Genomic DNA, 16,548 nt, shown 5'->3' with positions numbered 1-16,548 from the left:
ATGGCGGAATCGTCTGAAATCGACGGGCCTGTCGCGGCAAGCGGCCAAAAAAAAGCGCCGGTCAGTGCCGGCGCAGCTTTCCACAACGGAAAAGGAGGAGAAATCAGGTACCGCCCGGGAGGTCAGCCACCCATCGCGAGCCAGCAACGGTGGCAAGCGGCACCTGTTTCTATGACAGGGTCACCCTTGAATTGGTTTCAAAAAAATTTCGACGCGGCGATTTTGTGCCCGTCCTGCCTCGGTGCCGTTGTCCGCGACCGGCTGGCTCTGGCCGCGGCCTTCGGCGCTCAGGCGGTTGCGTGCGACGCCGCGATCACCCAGATAGCCCGCCACGCTCTGGGCGCGGCGCTGCGACAACTGCATGTTGTAGTTGGGGTTGCCGGTGCTGTCGGTATGACCCACCACGTTGGCGCTCACGTCCTGGTGCTGGCTCAGCGTCTGCGCGACCTGGTCGAGCACCGAGCGGAACGACGGCTTGATGGTCGCGCTGTCGGTATCGAAGGTGACCTGGCTGGGGATATTGACCTTCAGCGAGCCGTCCGGCTGCTCGGTGATCTGGGTGCCCGTGCCCGCGGTGTCCTTGTTCAGCTTGCCGCGGATTGCGTTCCAGTTGTAGCCGGTCGCGCCGCCGATGGCGCCACCGACGGCCGCGCCCACCAGCGTGCCGGTGGTGTTGCCGCCGATCAGGTTGCCAAGCCCTGCGCCGACCGCGGCACCAACGCCGGTACCGACCGCCGTGTGGGTTTGCTGTTCGGTGGCGCAGCCAGCGGCCAGCAGCGTGGCGGCGGCGAGCGAAACGGTAACGAGCTTGATCTTCATGCGTTCTCCTTCTGATGTTCCCGTAAATGTTCTTGGTACCGCATCGCGATGGTAGCGCCAAGGCAAGCGGCAGGTAACCCATTGTGCGCGTCGGCCAGGCCGGGCGCGGCACCGCGCGCGGTGCCGGCATGCCGGGCCGTCCAACCGCACTACAATATGGATATGGCGGCGCGCGCACAAGTGCAAGCTTGTGAGATTTGTAATTGTCTGTAATCCCCCACCCCACAGAGGGGATTGGGCGCGGATTTCCGGCGTTCATGGCCGGTGCTGCATACTTTGATACATTAGGCGCAGGCCATCATGCGCCCGGTCCCCACATACCAAGCGGAGTTTGTCTTGAGCCTCAGCACTGAGCAGGTTACCGAAGCCCTGCGCACCGTCATCGATCCCAATACGGGCAAGGACCTCGTGTCCACCCGCTCGGCCAGGAACATTCGCGTCGATGGCGGCGAGGTGTCGCTGGAAGTGGAACTCGGCTACCCGGCGAAGAGCCAGTTCGACCCGATCCGCAAGATGGTGGTGGCCGCGGTCCGGCAAGTGCCGGGCGTGACCAATGTCAGCGTGGCCGTGAACATGAAGATCGTCGCCCACGCGGTGCAGCGCGGCGTCAAGCTGCTGCCGGGCGTGAAGAACGTGATCGCGGTGGCGTCGGGCAAGGGCGGGGTGGGCAAGTCGACCACGGCCGTGAACCTGGCCCTGGCGCTGGCCGCCGAAGGCGCGCGCGTGGGCATGCTCGACGCGGACATCTACGGCCCCAGCCTGCCGATGATGCTGGGCATCGACGGTCGCCCCGAGTCGGCCGACGGCCAAACCATGGAGCCGCTGGAAGGCCACGGCCTGCAGGCCAACTCGATCGGCTTCCTGATCGAGCAGGACAACCCCATGGTGTGGCGCGGCCCGATGGTCACCTCCGCGCTGGAGCAGCTGCTGCGCCAGACCAACTGGCACGACCTGGATTACCTGATCGTCGACATGCCGCCGGGCACCGGCGACGTGCAGCTGACGCTGTCGCAGAAGGTGCCGGTCACCGGCGCGGTGATCGTGACCACGCCGCAGGACATCGCGCTGCTGGACGCGAAGAAGGGCCTGAAGATGTTCGAGAAGGTGGGCATCCCCATCCTCGGCATCGTCGAGAACATGGCGGTCTATTGCTGCCCGAACTGCGGCCATGTCGAACATATCTTCGGCCACGGCGGCGGCGAGAAAATGTGCGCCGACTACGGCGTGGACCTGCTCGGCAGCCTGCCGCTGAACCTGAGCATCCGCGAGCAGGCCGATTCCGGCCGCCCGACCGTGGTCGCCGAGCCCGACAGCCCGGTGGCCGAGATGTACCGTGCCATCGCGCGCAAGGTGGCGATCAAGGTCGCCGACAAGGCGCGCGACATGACCAGCAAGTTCCCCAGCATCGTCGTGCAGAACACCTGAGCGCCCGCCTGCCGCCATGGACAGCCAGCCCACCGCCAACCTGCCGCCGCCCGGCGCCCGCCCGGCCGTCACCATGGCCGTGGTGATGCGCAAGGTGGCGCTGGCGAATCGCTGGCAGCCCTGGAAATGGCAACTGGACGCGGTGCTGCCCGACCTGGGCGAGTTCGGCACGCACCCGGTGTGCCTGGAGCACGATGACCATGGCGCGCGCTGGCTGTACCCTGGCTACGAGGTGGCACTGTTCCGCGACCAGGGCGAAGGCTACTACCTGAACCTGACCTCGGCCACGCCATGCTGGTTCGTGCTGTGGCGCATGCCCGAGGACGATGGCGCGGGCGACGCCGAAGCGGCGCATCCGGTGCCGGTGACCGTGACGCTGTCGTACAACGAGGCCGGCCGCTGGCTCGATGCCGGCGAGACTGTCGAGAACGTGCCGCTGGCGCCCGAGCAGCGCGACTGGCTGCACGCCTACGTCAGCGAGTATTACCGGCCCGAGCCCAAGCAGCGGCGCCGGCCCGAATCCTTCAAGGCGCCGGACGAACGCGCCCGTTACTGATTACGGACACCACCGCGAAACGGCCCTGCCCATGAGCGAAACGTCTTTCCTGTCGCGTTGGTCGCGCCGCAAGGCCGCGGTGCGCGAGGGCGTGGCCGTGCCTGCCGAGCCGCCGCAGCCGACGGTGCCCGCCGAGGCGCTGCCCGCGGCTGTCGAAGCCGCTTCCCAGGCTCCGCAGGAGCCGCCGCCGACGCTGGCCGACGTGGCCGCGCTGCGGCCCGGTGACGAGATCGCCCGCTTCGTCGCGCGCGGCGTGGACGAATCGGTCAAACGCGCCGCGCTGAAGACCTTGTTTGCCGATCCGCACTTCAATGTGATGGACGGGCTCGATATCTATATCGACGATTACAGCAAGCCGGACCCGATTCCGCCCGAGATCCTGCGCCAGTTGCGCCAGGCCGAGACACTGGGCCTGTTCGAGCCGACCGACGAGGAGCGCGCCGCGGCCGAAGCCGCGGCCCGGGTGTCGGCGCCGGAACAGGTACCGCCGGCAGCGCAAACGGCCGCGGAGCGGGAACCGCAGGAGGCGGGCGCAACACCAGGTGCCGACGCCGAAACGCCGGCGCTGCACGCCGGTCAAAGCGAACAACAGGGCCGGCAGGACGCGACGCCAGACCCGCCGCCAGACCAGCATAAACGCGCGTAGCCCCCACAGGCAGCGCAGCCTACAATAGGCATCCCCACAATCCGCCGGCCCGCAGACCCCCATCAAGAAGGGACGTCCGGACCGGTCAGCCGCACTCGCCATGCCGACGCTGATCTGCAATTGCAACGACACCATGCCGCTGGACGGGGCGGCATTGTCAGACGCAACCCGCGACGCCAGCCAGGGGCCGCTCAAGGTCCATCGACTGCTGTGCCGGCGCGAAATCGGTGACTTCACCGCCGCGCTGGACGGCACCGAGGACGTGATCGTCGCCTGCACCCAGGAACGCCAGCTCTTTACCGAGGTGGCGGCGCAAGCCGCGCAGGGCCGCGATGGCCGCCCGGTGGTGACCGCGCCGGTGCGTTTCGTCAATATCCGCGAAACCGGCGGCTGGTCGCAGGGCGCCCGGCGCGACCCCGGGACCGCCAACGCCAAGATCGCCGCGCTGCTGGCAGTGGCCGCGCTGCCCGAACCCGAGCCGGTGCCGGTGGTGGACTACCGCAGCGACGGCGCGGTGCTGGTGCTGGGCCCGGCCGCGCGCGCGCTGCCATGGGCCGAGCGGCTGGCCGCGATGCAGCTCGAAGTCACGGTGCTGCTGACGGGCGGCGACCCGCGCGACGGCACCGCCGCGCAGCCGGCGGCGCGCACCTATCCGGTCCACAGCGGCCGGCTGGCCGCGCTGACGGGCTGGCTCGGTGCCTTCGAGGCCAGCTGGGAGACCGGCGCCGGCCGCAGCAACCCGATCGACCTGGACCTGTGCACCCGCTGCAATGCCTGCATCGATGCCTGTCCGGAAGGCGCGATCGACTTCAGCTACCAGATCGACCTGTCGCGCTGCCGCGCGCACCGCGAGTGCGTGCGCGCCTGCGGCGCAGCCGCGGCGATCGACTTCGACCGCCCGCAGGGCACCGCCGAGGGCCGCTTCGACCTGGTCTTCGACTTGTGCGACACGCCCGCCTTCACCATGCACCAGCCGCCGCAGGGCTACCTGCATGCCGGCGCGGATCCGGCCCGCCAGCAGGCCCAGGCGCTGGCGCTGGCCGGGCTGGTGGGCGAGTTCGAGAAGCCCAGGTTCTTCCGCTACAAGGAAAGCCTGTGCGCGCACGGCCGCAACCAGACCACCGGCTGCACCGCCTGCATCGATATCTGCTCGACCGAAGCCATCGCCTCGCGCTGGCATGACGGCAAGGGCCGCATCGAGGTCGCGCCCAACCTGTGCATGGGCTGCGGTGCCTGCACCACGGTCTGCCCGAGCGGCGCCATCAGCTACGCTTACCCCGGCCCCGAGACGACCGGCGCGCGCCTGCGCACGCTCCTGTCCGCCTACCGCCAGGCCGGCGCGCGCGATCCGGTGGTGCTGCTGCACGGCGAGGAATCCGGCACGCCCGCGCTGCTGGCGCTGGGCCGTGCCGCCCGCGGCGGCAAGGCGCACGGCGTGCCCGTGCAGGTCATGCCGCTGTCGCTGTTCCATCCGGCCTCGGTGGGGCTGGAACTGTGGCTGGCCGCGCTGTGCTGGGGCGCCAGCCGCGTCGCCGTGCTGCTGACCGGCGACGAGGCGCCGCAGTACCGCACCGCGCTGCTGGAGCAGATGGCGGTCGGGCGCGCGCTGCTGTTGGGCCTGGGCTACGACGGCGAGGTGCTGTCGCTGGTCGAGGCTGCCGACACGGCCGCGCTGGATGCCGGGCTGGCGGCGCTGCGCCCGGCGCGCAACGCGTTGCCGCCCGCGGCCTTCGGTCCGGTGGCTGCCAAGCGCGAGCTGCTCGACTTTGCGCTCGACCACCTGGTGCGCCATGCGCCGACGCCGGCGCAGAGCGTGCCGCTGCCGGCCGGCGCGCCCATCGGCGCCATTGCCGTCGATACCGGCAAGTGCACCTTGTGCCTGGCCTGTGTGGGCGCGTGCCCGTCGCAGGCGCTGCGCGACAACCCCGAGCGCCCGGTGCTCAGTTTTATCGAGCGCAACTGCGTGCAGTGCGGGCTGTGCCAGAAGACCTGTCCGGAGGACGCCGTGACGCTGGTGCCGCGCCTGCTGGCCGGCGACGCGGCACGGCGCCCGGTGACCCTCAACGAGGCCCAGCCGTTCCATTGCGTGCGCTGCGCCAAGCCGTTTGGCACGGCGCAGATGGTCGAGTCGATGCTGGTGCGCCTGGCCGGCCATCCCGCCTTTGCCGGCGCCGCCGCCGAACGCCTCAGGATGTGCCCCGACTGCCGCGTGGTAGACATGATGGAGCACGACCCCGGTGCGGTCACCGGCGCCACCCTGCGCTGAGGCCCGATCCGGGCTCCGAGGAAAAAATCATCACGACATGACAGATTTTCAGCCGATCCAGCTTACCGCCGCGCCGCCCGCCGACTCCGCCGCGGACAGCGAAGACACCGCCCGCGCCGACCTGTACGGCCTGCTCGCGACGCTGTTCTACCGCGCGCCCGACGCTGCCCTGCTGCATCACATCGCGGCTAACCGCGCCGTGGGCGAAGATGCGCAGACCGTGCTGGGCAAGGCATGGAACGCCTTGTGCGACGCAGCATCCGAGACCACCGCGGCCGAGGCGGAGGAGGAGTACCGGCAACTGTTCGTCGGCGTGGGCCGCCAGGACGTGTTCCTCTATGGCTCGTTCTATATGACGGGCTTCCTCAACGAGCGCCCGCTGGTGGCGCTGCGCGAAGACCTGGCCCGCTACGGCCTGGAGCGCCACGAAGGCGTCAGCGAGACCGAGGACCACATCGCCACGCTGTGCGAGGTGATGCGCTTCCTGGTGGCGGGCGACGACCTGTCGGTGTCCAACCTGGGCGAGCAGCAACGCTTCTATGCCAGGCACCTGCAGCCGTGGATCGAGCCCTTGTGCGAAGCGGTGTCGGCGCACCCGCAGGCCCGCTTCTATCGCAGCGTGGCAGGACTGCTGGGCACCTTCGCCGGGGTCGAGGCGGTGGCGCTCGAGATGACCTGAGCGCAACGAGGCGCAATGGGGCGCACTGGGCGGACCAGGCGGACGGTGAGGGACCTGAGCGCGGGACCGATGCGGCGCAAGGCCGGATGCCTGGCGCACAAGGGAGCGGAAGGTAAGGAAAAACCCGCGCTTGTCATGGTCTTTCCTTTCAGTTGATTCTAGAATATGCATAACAACGCATAACGGCACAACCATCGGGCTTTGACAACCGAGGAGCCCCCACATGAGAGAAAAGCCAACCAGGGTCGCGCGCCGCACGTTTCTCGCGGGCGCCGGAGTTGTGGCCGCCGCCACGGGTGCGGCAGCGCTGAGCGCGCGCGCCCCCGCCATGCCGGGCCAGGCTGCAGCCCTGCCGGAATCCACCGACGCGCCGTCGGACAGCAAGGGTTACCGGGTCTCCGACCACATCCGCAAGTATTACCGGACCACGCTGGTGTAACTGCCAAGGCGGCGTGGTCTTGGCGCGCCGCCTGCAACCGGACGCAATCCAGTCGTCCGTTTCTGAGGTGAGACATGATCTTGACCCGCAAACGCGCGGCGCAGGGCGCATCCGCCCGCCTCGCTGACGGCCACGCCAACCGGCCCGACTCCGCCGGCGCAAGCTCCGGCCGGCTCTCCCAACGACTCGCGGCCAGCCTGGCCGGCGCCATGCCGACCATGGACCGCCGCAGTTTCCTCAAGCGCTCGGGCATTGGCGTCGGCGCCGGCCTCGCGGCCGGGCAGCTGACGCTGCTGCGCAAGGCCGACGCCGCCGACGACAAGAAGGCCGCCGGCGACGGCAAGACCGGCATCGTGGTCAGGCGCACCGTGTGCGGCCACTGCTCGGTCGGCTGCGCGGTCGATGCGGTGGTGCAGAACGGCGTGTGGATCCGCCAGGAGCCGGTGTTCGATTCGCCCCTGAACATGGGCGCGCACTGCGCCAAGGGCGCCGCGCTGCGCGAGCACGGCCACGGCGAATACCGGCTCAAGTACCCGATGAAGCTGGTCAATGGCAAGTACCAGCGCATCGGCTGGGATCAGGCGCTCGACGAGATCACCGCGAAGATGAAGGAGATCCGCCAGCAGAGCGGCCCGGATTCGATGTTCTTCGTCGGGTCTTCCAAGCACAGCAACGAACAGTCCTACCTGCTGCGCAAGTGGGTGTCGTTCTTCGGCACCAACAACACCGACCACCAGGCGCGCATCTGCCACTCCACCACCGTGGCGGGCGTGGCCAACACCTGGGGCTACGGTGCGATGACCAACTCGTACAACGATATGCAGAACGCCAAGGCGGCGCTGTATATCGGTTCGAACGCGGCCGAGGCGCACCCGGTGTCGATGCTGCATCTGCTGCATGCCAAGGAGAACGGCTGCAAGGTGATGGTGGTCGATCCGCGCTTCACGCGCACCGCGGCCAAGGCGCATCACTATGTGCGGATCCGCTCGGGCACCGACATCCCGTTCTTGTTCGGGGTGCTGTACCACATCTTCAAGAATGGCTGGGAAGACCAGAAGTACCTGAACGACCGTGTCTACGGCATGGACAAGGTCAAGGAAGAGGTGCTGGCCAAGTGGACCCCCGACAAGGTCGAGGAGGTCACCGGCGTGCCCGAGGCGCAGGTCTACCTGGTGGCCGAGACCATGGCCAAGAACCGGCCCAGCACGCTGGTGTGGTGCATGGGCCAGACCCAGCACACCATCGGCAACGCGATGGTGCGCGCCTCGTGCATCGTGCAGCTGGCGCTGGGCAATATCGGCGTATCGGGCGGCGGCGCCAATATCTTCCGCGGCCACGACAACGTGCAGGGCGCCACCGACGTGGGCCCGAACCCCGATTCGCTGCCGGGGTACTACGGCCTGGCCACCGGCGCATGGAAGCACTATGCGGCGGTCTGGGGCGTGGACTACGAATGGATCAAGAAGCAGTTCGTGTCGCAGGCGATGATGGAGAAGTCCGGCACCACGGTGTCGCGCTGGATCGATATCGTCACCGAGAAAAACGAACTGATCGACCAGGACAACAACGTGCGCGGCGTGTTCTTCTGGGGCCATGCCCCGAACTCGCAGACGCGCGGCCTGGAAATGAAGAAGGCGCTCGACAAGCTGGACCTGCTGGTCGTGGTGGACCCGTACCCGTCGGCAACCGCGGCCATGGCCAACATGCCGCCGGCCGAAGGCGACAAGGTCAACCCCAACCGCGCGGTGTACCTGCTGCCCGCGGCGACGCAGTTCGAGACCTCGGGCTCGTGCACGGCCTCGAACCGCTCGCTGCAATGGCGCGAGAAGGTCATCGAGCCGCTGTTCGAATCGATGCCCGACCACACGCTGATGCAGGCGTTCGCCGACAAGCTCGGCTTCGGCAAGGAGCTGTCGAAGAACTACAAGATGATCGAGGTCAAGCGGGCCGGCCGGACCTGGATGGAGCCGGAGCCGGAATCGATCCTTCGCGAGATCAACGCCAGCAACTGGACCATCGGCTACACCGGCCAGTCGCCCGAACGCCTGAAGTCGCACATGCGCAATATGCAGATGTTCGACGTCAAGACGCTGCGCTGCAAGTCGGGCAAGGACCCGGTGACCGGCTATGACCTGACCGGCGATTACTTCGGGCTGCCGTGGCCGTGCTATGGCACGCCGGAGCTGAAGCACCCGGGCTCGCCCAACCTGTACGACACCACCAAGCATGTGATGGACGGCGGCGGCAACTTCCGCGCTAACTTCGGCGTGGAGCGCGACGGCGTCAACCTGCTGGCCGAGGACGGCTCGCACTCGCTGGGCGCGGAGATCACCACCGGCTATCCCGAGTTCGACCACGTGCTGCTGAAGAAGCTGGGCTGGTGGGACGACCTGACCGATGCCGAGAAGGCCAAGGCCGAGGGCAAGAACTGGAAGACCGACCTGTCCGGCGGCATCCAGCGCGTGGTGCTGAAGAACCATGGCTGCCATCCGTTCGGCAACGCCAAGGCGCGCGCGGTGGTGTGGAATTTCCCGGACCCGATCCCGCAGCACCGCGAGCCGCTGTACTCCACACGCCCCGACATGGTCGCGAAGTACCCGACCCACGACGACAAGATGGCGTTCTGGCGGCTGCCGACGCTGTACAAGTCGGTGCAGCAGCGCAACCTCGAGAACAAGGTGGCCGAGAAGTTCCCGATCATCCTGACCTCCGGGCGGCTGGTCGAGTACGAAGGCGGTGGCGAGGAAACCCGTTCGAATCCGTGGCTGGCGGAACTGCAGCAGGAGAACTTCGTCGAGATCAACCCGCGCGCAGCGTCCGACCGCGGCATCCGCAACGGCGACTACTGCTGGGTCAAGACGCCGACCGGCGCCAGGCTGAAGGTGCGCGCGCTGGTCACGGAGCGGGTCGGGCCGGATACCGCCTTTGTCCCGTTCCACTTCTCGGGCTGGTGGCAGGGCAAGGACCTGAAGGACTACTACCCCGAGGGCGCGATGCCGGTGGTGCGTGGCGAAGCGGTCAACACCGCCACCACGTATGGTTATGACGCGGTGACGATGATGCAGGAAACCAAGACCACCATTTGCCAGATCGAGCGGTTTGCCTAAGCGCAGAGGAACACCATGGCACGCATGAAATTTATCTGTGACGCCGAGCGCTGCATCGAGTGCAACAGCTGCGTCACTGCCTGCAAGAACGAGCACGAGGTGCCCTGGGGGGTGAACCGGCGCCGCGTGGTCACGGTCAACGATGGCATGGTCGGCGCCGAGAAATCGATCTCGGTGGCCTGCATGCACTGTTCGGACGCCCCCTGCATGGCGGTCTGCCCGGTCGACTGCTTCTACCGCACCGAAGACGGCGTGGTGCTGCACGACAAGGACGTCTGCATCGGCTGCGGCTACTGCTCCTATGCCTGCCCGTTCGGCGCGCCGCAGTTTCCGTCGACCGGCACCTTCGGCGTGCGCGGCAAGATGGACAAGTGCACCTTCTGCGCGGGCGGCCCGGAGAAGAACGGCTCGGAAGCCGAATTCGAGAAATACGGCCGCAACCGCCTGGCCGAAGGCAAGCTGCCGCTGTGCGCCGAGATGTGCTCGACCAAGGCGCTGCTGGGCGGCGACGGCGACGTGATCGCCGACATCCTGCGCAACCGTGTGATCAAGCGCGGCACCGGCGGCGACGTGTTTGGCTGGGGCACGGCCTATGGCAACCAGGCCGGCACGAAGCCCGCGCCACCGGCACCCCAGGCCGCCCCCGCAACAACGGCGCCCGCCGCGCCGACCGCGCCGGCGGCCACGGCACCTGCAGGAGGGAAGGCGTCATGATTCGCATCCGCGTCGTTGCATTGGTGTCGCTGTGCGGCGTGCTGCTGGCCGCGTGCGGCGAGAAGCCGCAGACCATCGGCCCGTCGCACCGCAAGGCCGACGCCCAGGCGTTCCAGGGGGCACCGGACGATCCGTTCGTGGCCAAGGGCTGGACCGCGGGCGACCGCACCAGCTGGAACAACCAGATCCGCCAGCGCAACCAGTTGCAGAACGAGTACAACCGGGTGCAATGAACGCGCCGCTGTGTGGACTTCCCGGTATCCGGGAGCTGAAGGAGGGGCTATGACGCCTTCGCACAATCGATGCCGGGCCGCGGGCTGGCGTGGCTGGCTGGCCGCCGGCGCGCTGGCACTGGCTGCGGTGGCAGGCAATGCCGCCGCGCAGGCCCCGGCGCCCGCGCCCGGGCCGTCGACCGGACCGGCGACCGAATCGGCCAGCGCCGACGCCAACAACCCGGCCACGCATCCTGCGCAGCCGCTGGCCGGCATTGCGTCGGAGAACATCTTCAACATCCCGCCGCGCGACATCGCCGCCGAGGCGAGGTCGCAGCAGCAGCGCAGCATCACGCAGCCCGGCAACAACGCGCCGATGTGGCGCGAGGTCAATTCCGACCAGCGCCACTACAGCAGCCTGCCCGACAAGGAAGCCGGGGTGCTGATCCAGCGCACCGGCCAGTCGTGGCGGTTGTTCCGCAACGGCGTCATCACGGTCTGGGGCGGCTGGCTGCTGCTGATCGTGCCGGTGGCGATCCTCGGCTTCTTCCTGTGGCGCGGCACCATCCCGCTGCGCACGCCGAAGACCGGCCGCATGATCGAGCGCTTTACCCCGCTCGAGCGCATCGTGCACTGGACCATGGCGATTTCCTTCGTGGTGCTGGCGGTGTCGGGCATCGTGATGCTGCTGGGCAAGCATTTCCTGCTGCCGCTGATGGGCCATATGCTGTTCGGCTGGCTCAGCTACATCCTGAAGAACCTGCACAACGTGGTGGGGCCGATCTTCACGCTGTCGGTGATCGTCGGCTTCGTGGTGTTCCTGCGCGACAACCTGCCCAGCCGCGACGACGTCCGCTGGGTCACCAGCCTCGGCGGACTGGCGTCGGGCAAGCACGTGCCGAGCGGGCGCTTCAACGCCGGCGAGAAGATGTGGTTCTGGGCGGGCGTGTTCCTGTTCGGGCTGGTGCTGTCGGCCTCGGGCTGGGTGCTCGACATGATCGTGCCGGGCATGGACTATTACCGCGCCACCATGCAGATCGCCAACGTGATCCACGGGATCTCGGCGGTGCTGATGATTGCGATGGCGTGCGGCCATATCTACATGGGCACCATCGGCATGGAAGGCGCCTACCGTGCCATGCGCGATGGCTGGGTCGACGAGGCCTGGGCCAAGGAGCACCACGAGCTCTGGTACGACGACATCAAGTCCGGCAAGATCCCGGCCCAGCGTTCGGCCAGCCCGGATGCCGCCGCGGCCCGGCCGGCGCGGCAAAGCCCCGGCGAAGCCTGAAGCGGGCCCCACGACAAATAAGAAGGTCTGACGATGACACGCATCCTGACACTGATCGCCGTAGCCGCCGGTGCCGCCGGTGCGGCATTCGCCCCGGACGCGCTGGCCAAGCTGCCGCCGCCGACCGAAGCCCAGCAGGCCAAGGCCGCCGAGACCCGGGCGCGTGCCGCCTGGTCGGACAAGGTTGCGGCCTACCAGCTGTGCCGCGCCCAGGACAAGGTCGCCACGCGCTACCTGGCCGACCGCAAGGCGCACGGACAGCAGGTGCGTGACCCGGTGCAGACCGCCGCCTGCGCCGATCCGGGGCCGTTCGTGGCCTCGGCCCCTGCCATCGCCAGCACCGCCGGTGCCCCCGCGGCAGGCGCGGTACAATCTTCCGCAAAGGCGCCGTAACTTCCGCCCCGTGCATGCCGCTCGGGGCTTCACCCGCAGCCCCGAGTCCCTCGTCATGACCTTGCGTCCCGAGCTTACCCAGGCAGCCGTTCCCCTGATCGAAGAAGTGGAAGTCGTCGACGAGCAAGGACGCGTGCGCGCGGCCTACCTGCCGGGCGAGCGGCCGCTGACGGTCTATCTCGACAAGCGCGAACTGGTTACGCTGATGACGCTGGGCGGCGCGCCCGAGCACCTGGTGCTGGGCTACCTGCGCAACCAGCGCCTGGTGGAATCGATCGAGGACATTGCCGCGGTGCAGGTCGACTGGGAAACCGAGTCGGCCGCGGTGACCACCCGCACCGGCGTCGATCGCATCGAGGAGCGCACCGCGCGCCGCGTGGTGACCACCGGCTGCGGCCAGGGCACCGTGTTCGGCTCGCTGCTGGACGAGGTCGACAACATCCGGCTGCCGGTGGGCGCCACGCTGGACCAGGACACCCTGTACGGCATCATCGACACCATCCGGCTGCAGCAGTCGGTGTACAAGCAGGCCGGCTCGGTGCATGGCTGCGCGTTGTTCCAGGGCACCGAACTGCTGATGTTCGTCGAAGACGTCGGCCGCCACAATGCGGTCGACGCCATCGCCGGACGCATGTGGCTTGAAGGCATGAGCGGCGGCGACAAGATTTTCTACACCACCGGGCGCCTGACTTCCGAAATGGTGATCAAGGGCGCGCAGATGGGCATCCCGTTCCTGCTGTCGCGCTCGGGCGTGACGCAGATGGGCTACCAGATGGCCCGGCGCGTCAACCTGACGCTGTTCGCGCGCTGCACCGGCAAGCACTTCCTGCTCTATACGGGGCGCGAGCGCTTCCGTCACCGCCAGCCCGAAGATATCGTGGCGTAACAGCCACTTGCACGGCGACTTTCACGCTTGAAGGGCGCGCGCCGATTGGTTGTACAATGCGGCGCACTCCGAGCCGTCTATCCTCCCAACCTTATGAGCATCAAATCCGACAAATGGATCCGCCGCATGGCGGAGCAGCACGGCATGATCGAGCCGTTCGAGCCAGGCCAGGTCCGGGAGGCCGACGGGCGCAAGATCGTGTCGTACGGCACTTCGAGCTACGGCTACGACATCCGCTGCGCCGACGAATTCAAGATCTTCACCAATATCAACAGCACCATCGTCGACCCGAAGAACTTCGACGAGAAGTCCTTCGTGGACTTCAAGGGTGATGTCTGCATCATTCCGCCGAATTCCTTCGCGCTGGCGCGGACGATGGAGTATTTCCGCATCCCGCGCAGCGTGCTTACCATCTGCCTGGGCAAGAGCACCTACGCCCGTTGCGGCATCATCGTCAACGTGACGCCGTTCGAGCCGGAGTGGGAAGGCTACGTGACGCTGGAGTTTTCGAACACCACGCCGCTGCCGGCCAAGATCTACGCCGGCGAGGGCTGCGCCCAGGTACTGTTCTTCGAGAGCGACGAGATCTGCGAGACCTCGTACGCCGACCGGGGCGGCAAATACCAGGGCCAGCACGGTGTCACACTGCCGAAGACCTGAGCGCATTACAATCCGGCGTCTGCCGGCACGGCGAGCCCGCCAGGGCCGCCAAACCTGACGTGAGAGCCACATGCCGCCGTCGCAGGGAACCCCTGCCGGCCATGTGGCTCAAGTCCTTTATGTCCTGCTTTCCATCAAGGATGCCCGATGAAATTCCGCTTCCCCGTCATCATCATTGACGAAGACTTCCGCTCCGAGAACATCTCCGGCTCCGGCATCCGCGCGCTGGCCGAGGCGATCGAGAAAGAGGGCATGGAAGTCATGGGGCTGACCAGCTACGGCGACCTGACCTCGTTCGCCCAGCAAGCCAGCCGGGCATCGACCTTCATCGTGTCGATCGACGACGACGAGTTCGCCAGCGACAGCGAGGAACTCGAGGCCGCCGCAATCGAGAAGCTGCGCGCCTTCGTCGCCGAGGTGCGCCGCCGCAACTCGGACCTGCCGATCTTCCTGTACGGCGAGACCCGCACCTCGCGCCATATCCCCAACGATATCCTGCGCGAGCTGCACGGCTTCATCCACATGTTCGAGGACACGCCCGAGTTCGTGGCGCGCCACATCATCCGCGAAGCCAAGGTCTACCTGGACACGCTCGCTCCGCCGTTCTTCAAGGCGCTGATCGACTACGCGCAGGACAGCTCGTATTCGTGGCACTGCCCGGGGCACTCGGGCGGCGTGGCGTTCCTGAAGAGCCCGGTGGGACAGGTGTTCCACCAGTTCTTCGGCGAGAACATGCTGCGCGCCGACGTCTGCAACGCCGTCGACGAACTGGGCCAGCTGCTCGACCACACCGGGCCGGTGGCCGCGTCGGAGCGCAATGCCGCGCGCATCTTCAACTCCGACCACATGTATTTCGTCACCAACGGCACCTCCACCTCGAACAAGATGGTGTGGCACGCCAACGTGGCGCCCGGCGACATCGTGGTGGTGGACCGCAACTGCCACAAGTCGATCCTGCACGCGATCATGATGACGGGCGCGATCCCGGTGTTCCTGATGCCGACGCGCAACCACTACGGCATCATCGGCCCGATCCCGAAGAGCGAGTTCGATCCGCAGACGATCAGGAAAAAGATCGCCAACCACCCGTTCGCCAGCAAGGCCAAGAACCAGAAGCCGCGCATCCTGACCATCACCCAGGGCACCTACGATGGCGTGCTGTACAACGCCGAGCAGATCAAGGAAATGCTGGCGGCCGAGATCGACACGCTGCACTTCGATGAAGCCTGGCTGCCGCACGCCGCGTTCCACGACTTCTATCGCAACATGCACGCGATCGGCAAGGACCGCCCGCGCAGCAAGGACGCGCTGGTGTTCGCCACGCAGTCCACGCACAAGCTGCTGGCTGGCCTGTCGCAGGCCTCGCAGATCCTGGTGCAGGATTCCGAGACGCGCAAGCTGGACCGCTACCGCTTCAATGAAGCGTACCTGATGCATACCTCGACCAGCCCGCAGTACTCGATCATCGCCTCGTGCGACGTGGCCGCGGCGATGATGGAAGCGCCGGGCGGCACCGCGCTGGTGGAAGAGAGCATCCAGGAGGCGATGGATTTCCGCCGCGCCATGCGCAAGGTCGAGGGCGACTACGATGCCGGCAACAACGGCGACTGGTGGTTCAAGGTGTGGGGCCCGGACGCGCTGATCGAAGACGGCATCGGCGACCGCGAGGAATGGATGCTGAAGGCCAACGAGCGCTGGCACGGCTTCGGCGACCTCGCCGACGGCTTCAACCTGCTCGACCCGATCAAGGCCACCATCATCACCCCGGGCCTGGACGTCGACGGCGAGTTCAGCGACCGCGGCATCCCGGCGGCGATCGTCACCAAGTACCTGGCCGAGCACGGCATCATCATCGAGAAGACCGGGCTGTACTCGTTCTTCATCATGTTCACCATCGGCATCACCAAGGGCCGGTGGAATTCGCTGGTGACCGAGCTGCAGCAGTTCAAGGACGACTACGACCAGAACCAGCCGCTGTGGCGCGTGCTGCCGGAATTCGTCGGCAAGTATCCGCAGTACGAGCGCATGGGCCTGCGTGACCTGTGCGATGCGATCCACAGCGTGTACAAGGCCAACGACGTGGCGCGCGTGACCACCGAGATGTACCTGTCGGACATGGAGCCGGCGATGAAGCCGTCGGACGCCTGGGCCATGATGGCCCATCGCGAGATCGAGCGCGTGCCGGTCGACGACCTGGAAGGCCGCGTCACCGCGATCCTGCTGACGCCGTACCCGCCGGGCATTCCGCTGCTGATTCCGGGCGAGCGCTTCAACCGCACCATCGTGCAATACCTGAAGTTCGCGCGCGAGTTCAACAAGCTGTTCCCGGGCTTCGAGACCGACATCCACGGCCTGGTGGAGGACGAGGTCGACGGCAAGAAGGCGTACTTCGTCGACTGCGTGAAGCAGGGCGCCTGAGCGCCAGCCAGCCTCGCGCCGTTGCTGGAAGGGCCCC

Annotated in this window: 15 protein-coding genes; 14 read left to right on the top strand and 1 reads right to left on the bottom strand. The window is 67.3% G+C overall.

Annotated features, from left to right (window positions below; all coding sequences use genetic code 11):
• Nucleotides 1-180 precede the first annotated feature (180 nt).
• Nucleotides 181-819 carry an OmpA family protein gene (locus RALTA_RS11795; protein WP_012353660.1) on the bottom strand — a complete coding sequence of 213 codons (639 nt, stop codon included), beginning with the start codon at nucleotides 817-819 and terminating at the stop codon, nucleotides 181-183.
• Between the two features lie 336 nt (nucleotides 820-1,155).
• Between RALTA_RS11795 and apbC the strand changes: the two genes are divergently transcribed.
• The 14 genes from apbC (at nucleotide 1,156) to RALTA_RS11725 (ending at nucleotide 16,511) form a co-directional block, all read left to right on the top strand.
• A complete protein-coding gene (gene apbC, locus RALTA_RS11790; protein WP_041232190.1) occupies nucleotides 1,156-2,244 on the top strand; it encodes an iron-sulfur cluster carrier protein ApbC in 1,089 nt (362 codons plus the stop codon).
• A gap of 16 nt (nucleotides 2,245-2,260) precedes the next feature.
• Complete coding sequence (locus RALTA_RS11785) at nucleotides 2,261-2,800, top strand: DUF3305 domain-containing protein (RefSeq protein ID WP_012353658.1); 540 nt, start codon at nucleotides 2,261-2,263, stop codon at nucleotides 2,798-2,800.
• Nucleotides 2,801-2,831: 31 nt separating this feature from the next.
• Nucleotides 2,832-3,446, top strand: coding sequence for a DUF3306 domain-containing protein (locus RALTA_RS11780; RefSeq protein ID WP_012353657.1), 615 nt, complete (start codon nucleotides 2,832-2,834; stop codon nucleotides 3,444-3,446).
• Between the two features lie 100 nt (nucleotides 3,447-3,546).
• Nucleotides 3,547-5,712: a 4Fe-4S binding protein gene (locus RALTA_RS11775; RefSeq protein ID WP_012353656.1), complete on the top strand. Its 2,166-nt coding sequence runs from the start codon at nucleotides 3,547-3,549 to the stop codon at nucleotides 5,710-5,712.
• A 37-nt stretch (nucleotides 5,713-5,749) separates the two neighbouring features.
• Nucleotides 5,750-6,391 (top strand): TorD/DmsD family molecular chaperone, encoded by a 642-nt coding sequence (locus RALTA_RS11770; RefSeq protein WP_012353655.1) that lies wholly within the window; start codon nucleotides 5,750-5,752, stop codon nucleotides 6,389-6,391.
• Nucleotides 6,392-6,614: 223 nt separating this feature from the next.
• Entirely contained in the window at nucleotides 6,615-6,830 is a 216-nt protein-coding gene (locus RALTA_RS11765) for a hypothetical protein (protein ID WP_012353654.1), read from the top strand.
• A 74-nt stretch (nucleotides 6,831-6,904) separates the two neighbouring features.
• Nucleotides 6,905-9,937 (top strand): molybdopterin-dependent oxidoreductase, encoded by a 3,033-nt coding sequence (locus RALTA_RS11760; RefSeq protein WP_012353653.1) that lies wholly within the window; start codon nucleotides 6,905-6,907, stop codon nucleotides 9,935-9,937.
• 15 nt (nucleotides 9,938-9,952) lie between these two features.
• Nucleotides 9,953-10,651, top strand: a complete 699-nt coding sequence (fdh3B, locus tag RALTA_RS11755) for a formate dehydrogenase FDH3 subunit beta (RefSeq protein WP_012353652.1) — start codon at nucleotides 9,953-9,955, stop codon at nucleotides 10,649-10,651.
• Nucleotides 10,648-10,884 carry a hypothetical protein gene (locus RALTA_RS11750; RefSeq protein WP_012353651.1) on the top strand — a complete coding sequence of 79 codons (237 nt, stop codon included), beginning with the start codon at nucleotides 10,648-10,650 and terminating at the stop codon, nucleotides 10,882-10,884. The genes fdh3B and RALTA_RS11750 overlap by 4 nt, the downstream gene beginning before the upstream one ends.
• Before the next feature lie 49 nt (nucleotides 10,885-10,933).
• Nucleotides 10,934-12,154 (top strand): formate dehydrogenase subunit gamma, encoded by a 1,221-nt coding sequence (locus RALTA_RS11745; RefSeq protein WP_012353650.1) that lies wholly within the window; start codon nucleotides 10,934-10,936, stop codon nucleotides 12,152-12,154.
• 33 nt (nucleotides 12,155-12,187) lie between these two features.
• Entirely contained in the window at nucleotides 12,188-12,547 is a 360-nt protein-coding gene (locus RALTA_RS11740; protein WP_012353649.1) for a hypothetical protein, read from the top strand.
• Between the two features lie 55 nt (nucleotides 12,548-12,602).
• Nucleotides 12,603-13,433 carry a formate dehydrogenase accessory sulfurtransferase FdhD gene (locus tag RALTA_RS11735; RefSeq protein ID WP_012353648.1) on the top strand — a complete coding sequence of 277 codons (831 nt, stop codon included), beginning with the start codon at nucleotides 12,603-12,605 and terminating at the stop codon, nucleotides 13,431-13,433.
• Between the two features lie 93 nt (nucleotides 13,434-13,526).
• Nucleotides 13,527-14,093: a dCTP deaminase gene (gene dcd / locus RALTA_RS11730; RefSeq protein WP_012353647.1), complete on the top strand. Its 567-nt coding sequence runs from the start codon at nucleotides 13,527-13,529 to the stop codon at nucleotides 14,091-14,093.
• 147 nt (nucleotides 14,094-14,240) lie between these two features.
• On the top strand, nucleotides 14,241-16,511 hold the full coding sequence (locus tag RALTA_RS11725; RefSeq protein ID WP_012353646.1) for an arginine/lysine/ornithine decarboxylase: 2,271 nt from the start codon (nucleotides 14,241-14,243) through the stop codon (nucleotides 16,509-16,511).
• Nucleotides 16,512-16,548: the final 37 nt, after the last annotated feature.

Origin of the sequence: Cupriavidus taiwanensis LMG 19424 (genome assembly GCF_000069785.1) — a bacterium.
Taxonomy (GTDB): Bacteria; Pseudomonadota; Gammaproteobacteria; order Burkholderiales; family Burkholderiaceae; genus Cupriavidus; species Cupriavidus taiwanensis.
This window is presented reverse-complemented; position numbering and strand designations above follow the sequence as displayed.

Excerpts from the sequence above, each read along its gene's own strand:
- RALTA_RS11795 (WP_012353660.1), bottom strand. The coding sequence starts at position 819 with ATGAAGATCAAGCTCGTTACCGTTTCGCTCGCCGCCGCCACGCTGCTG.
- RALTA_RS11725 (WP_012353646.1), top strand. The coding sequence starts at position 14,241 with ATGAAATTCCGCTTCCCCGTCATCATCATTGACGAAGACTTCCGCTCC.
- fdh3B (WP_012353652.1), top strand. The coding sequence starts at position 9,953 with ATGGCACGCATGAAATTTATCTGTGACGCCGAGCGCTGCATCGAGTGC.
- RALTA_RS11775 (WP_012353656.1), top strand. The coding sequence starts at position 3,547 with ATGCCGACGCTGATCTGCAATTGCAACGACACCATGCCGCTGGACGGG.
- dcd (WP_012353647.1), top strand. The coding sequence starts at position 13,527 with ATGAGCATCAAATCCGACAAATGGATCCGCCGCATGGCGGAGCAGCAC.
- RALTA_RS11735 (WP_012353648.1), top strand. The coding sequence starts at position 12,603 with ATGACCTTGCGTCCCGAGCTTACCCAGGCAGCCGTTCCCCTGATCGAA.
- RALTA_RS11740 (WP_012353649.1), top strand. The coding sequence starts at position 12,188 with ATGACACGCATCCTGACACTGATCGCCGTAGCCGCCGGTGCCGCCGGT.
- RALTA_RS11750 (WP_012353651.1), top strand. The coding sequence starts at position 10,648 with ATGATTCGCATCCGCGTCGTTGCATTGGTGTCGCTGTGCGGCGTGCTG.
- RALTA_RS11780 (WP_012353657.1), top strand. The coding sequence starts at position 2,832 with ATGAGCGAAACGTCTTTCCTGTCGCGTTGGTCGCGCCGCAAGGCCGCG.
- RALTA_RS11770 (WP_012353655.1), top strand. The coding sequence starts at position 5,750 with ATGACAGATTTTCAGCCGATCCAGCTTACCGCCGCGCCGCCCGCCGAC.
- RALTA_RS11765 (WP_012353654.1), top strand. The coding sequence starts at position 6,615 with ATGAGAGAAAAGCCAACCAGGGTCGCGCGCCGCACGTTTCTCGCGGGC.
- RALTA_RS11760 (WP_012353653.1), top strand. The coding sequence starts at position 6,905 with ATGATCTTGACCCGCAAACGCGCGGCGCAGGGCGCATCCGCCCGCCTC.
- RALTA_RS11785 (WP_012353658.1), top strand. The coding sequence starts at position 2,261 with ATGGACAGCCAGCCCACCGCCAACCTGCCGCCGCCCGGCGCCCGCCCG.
- RALTA_RS11745 (WP_012353650.1), top strand. The coding sequence starts at position 10,934 with ATGACGCCTTCGCACAATCGATGCCGGGCCGCGGGCTGGCGTGGCTGG.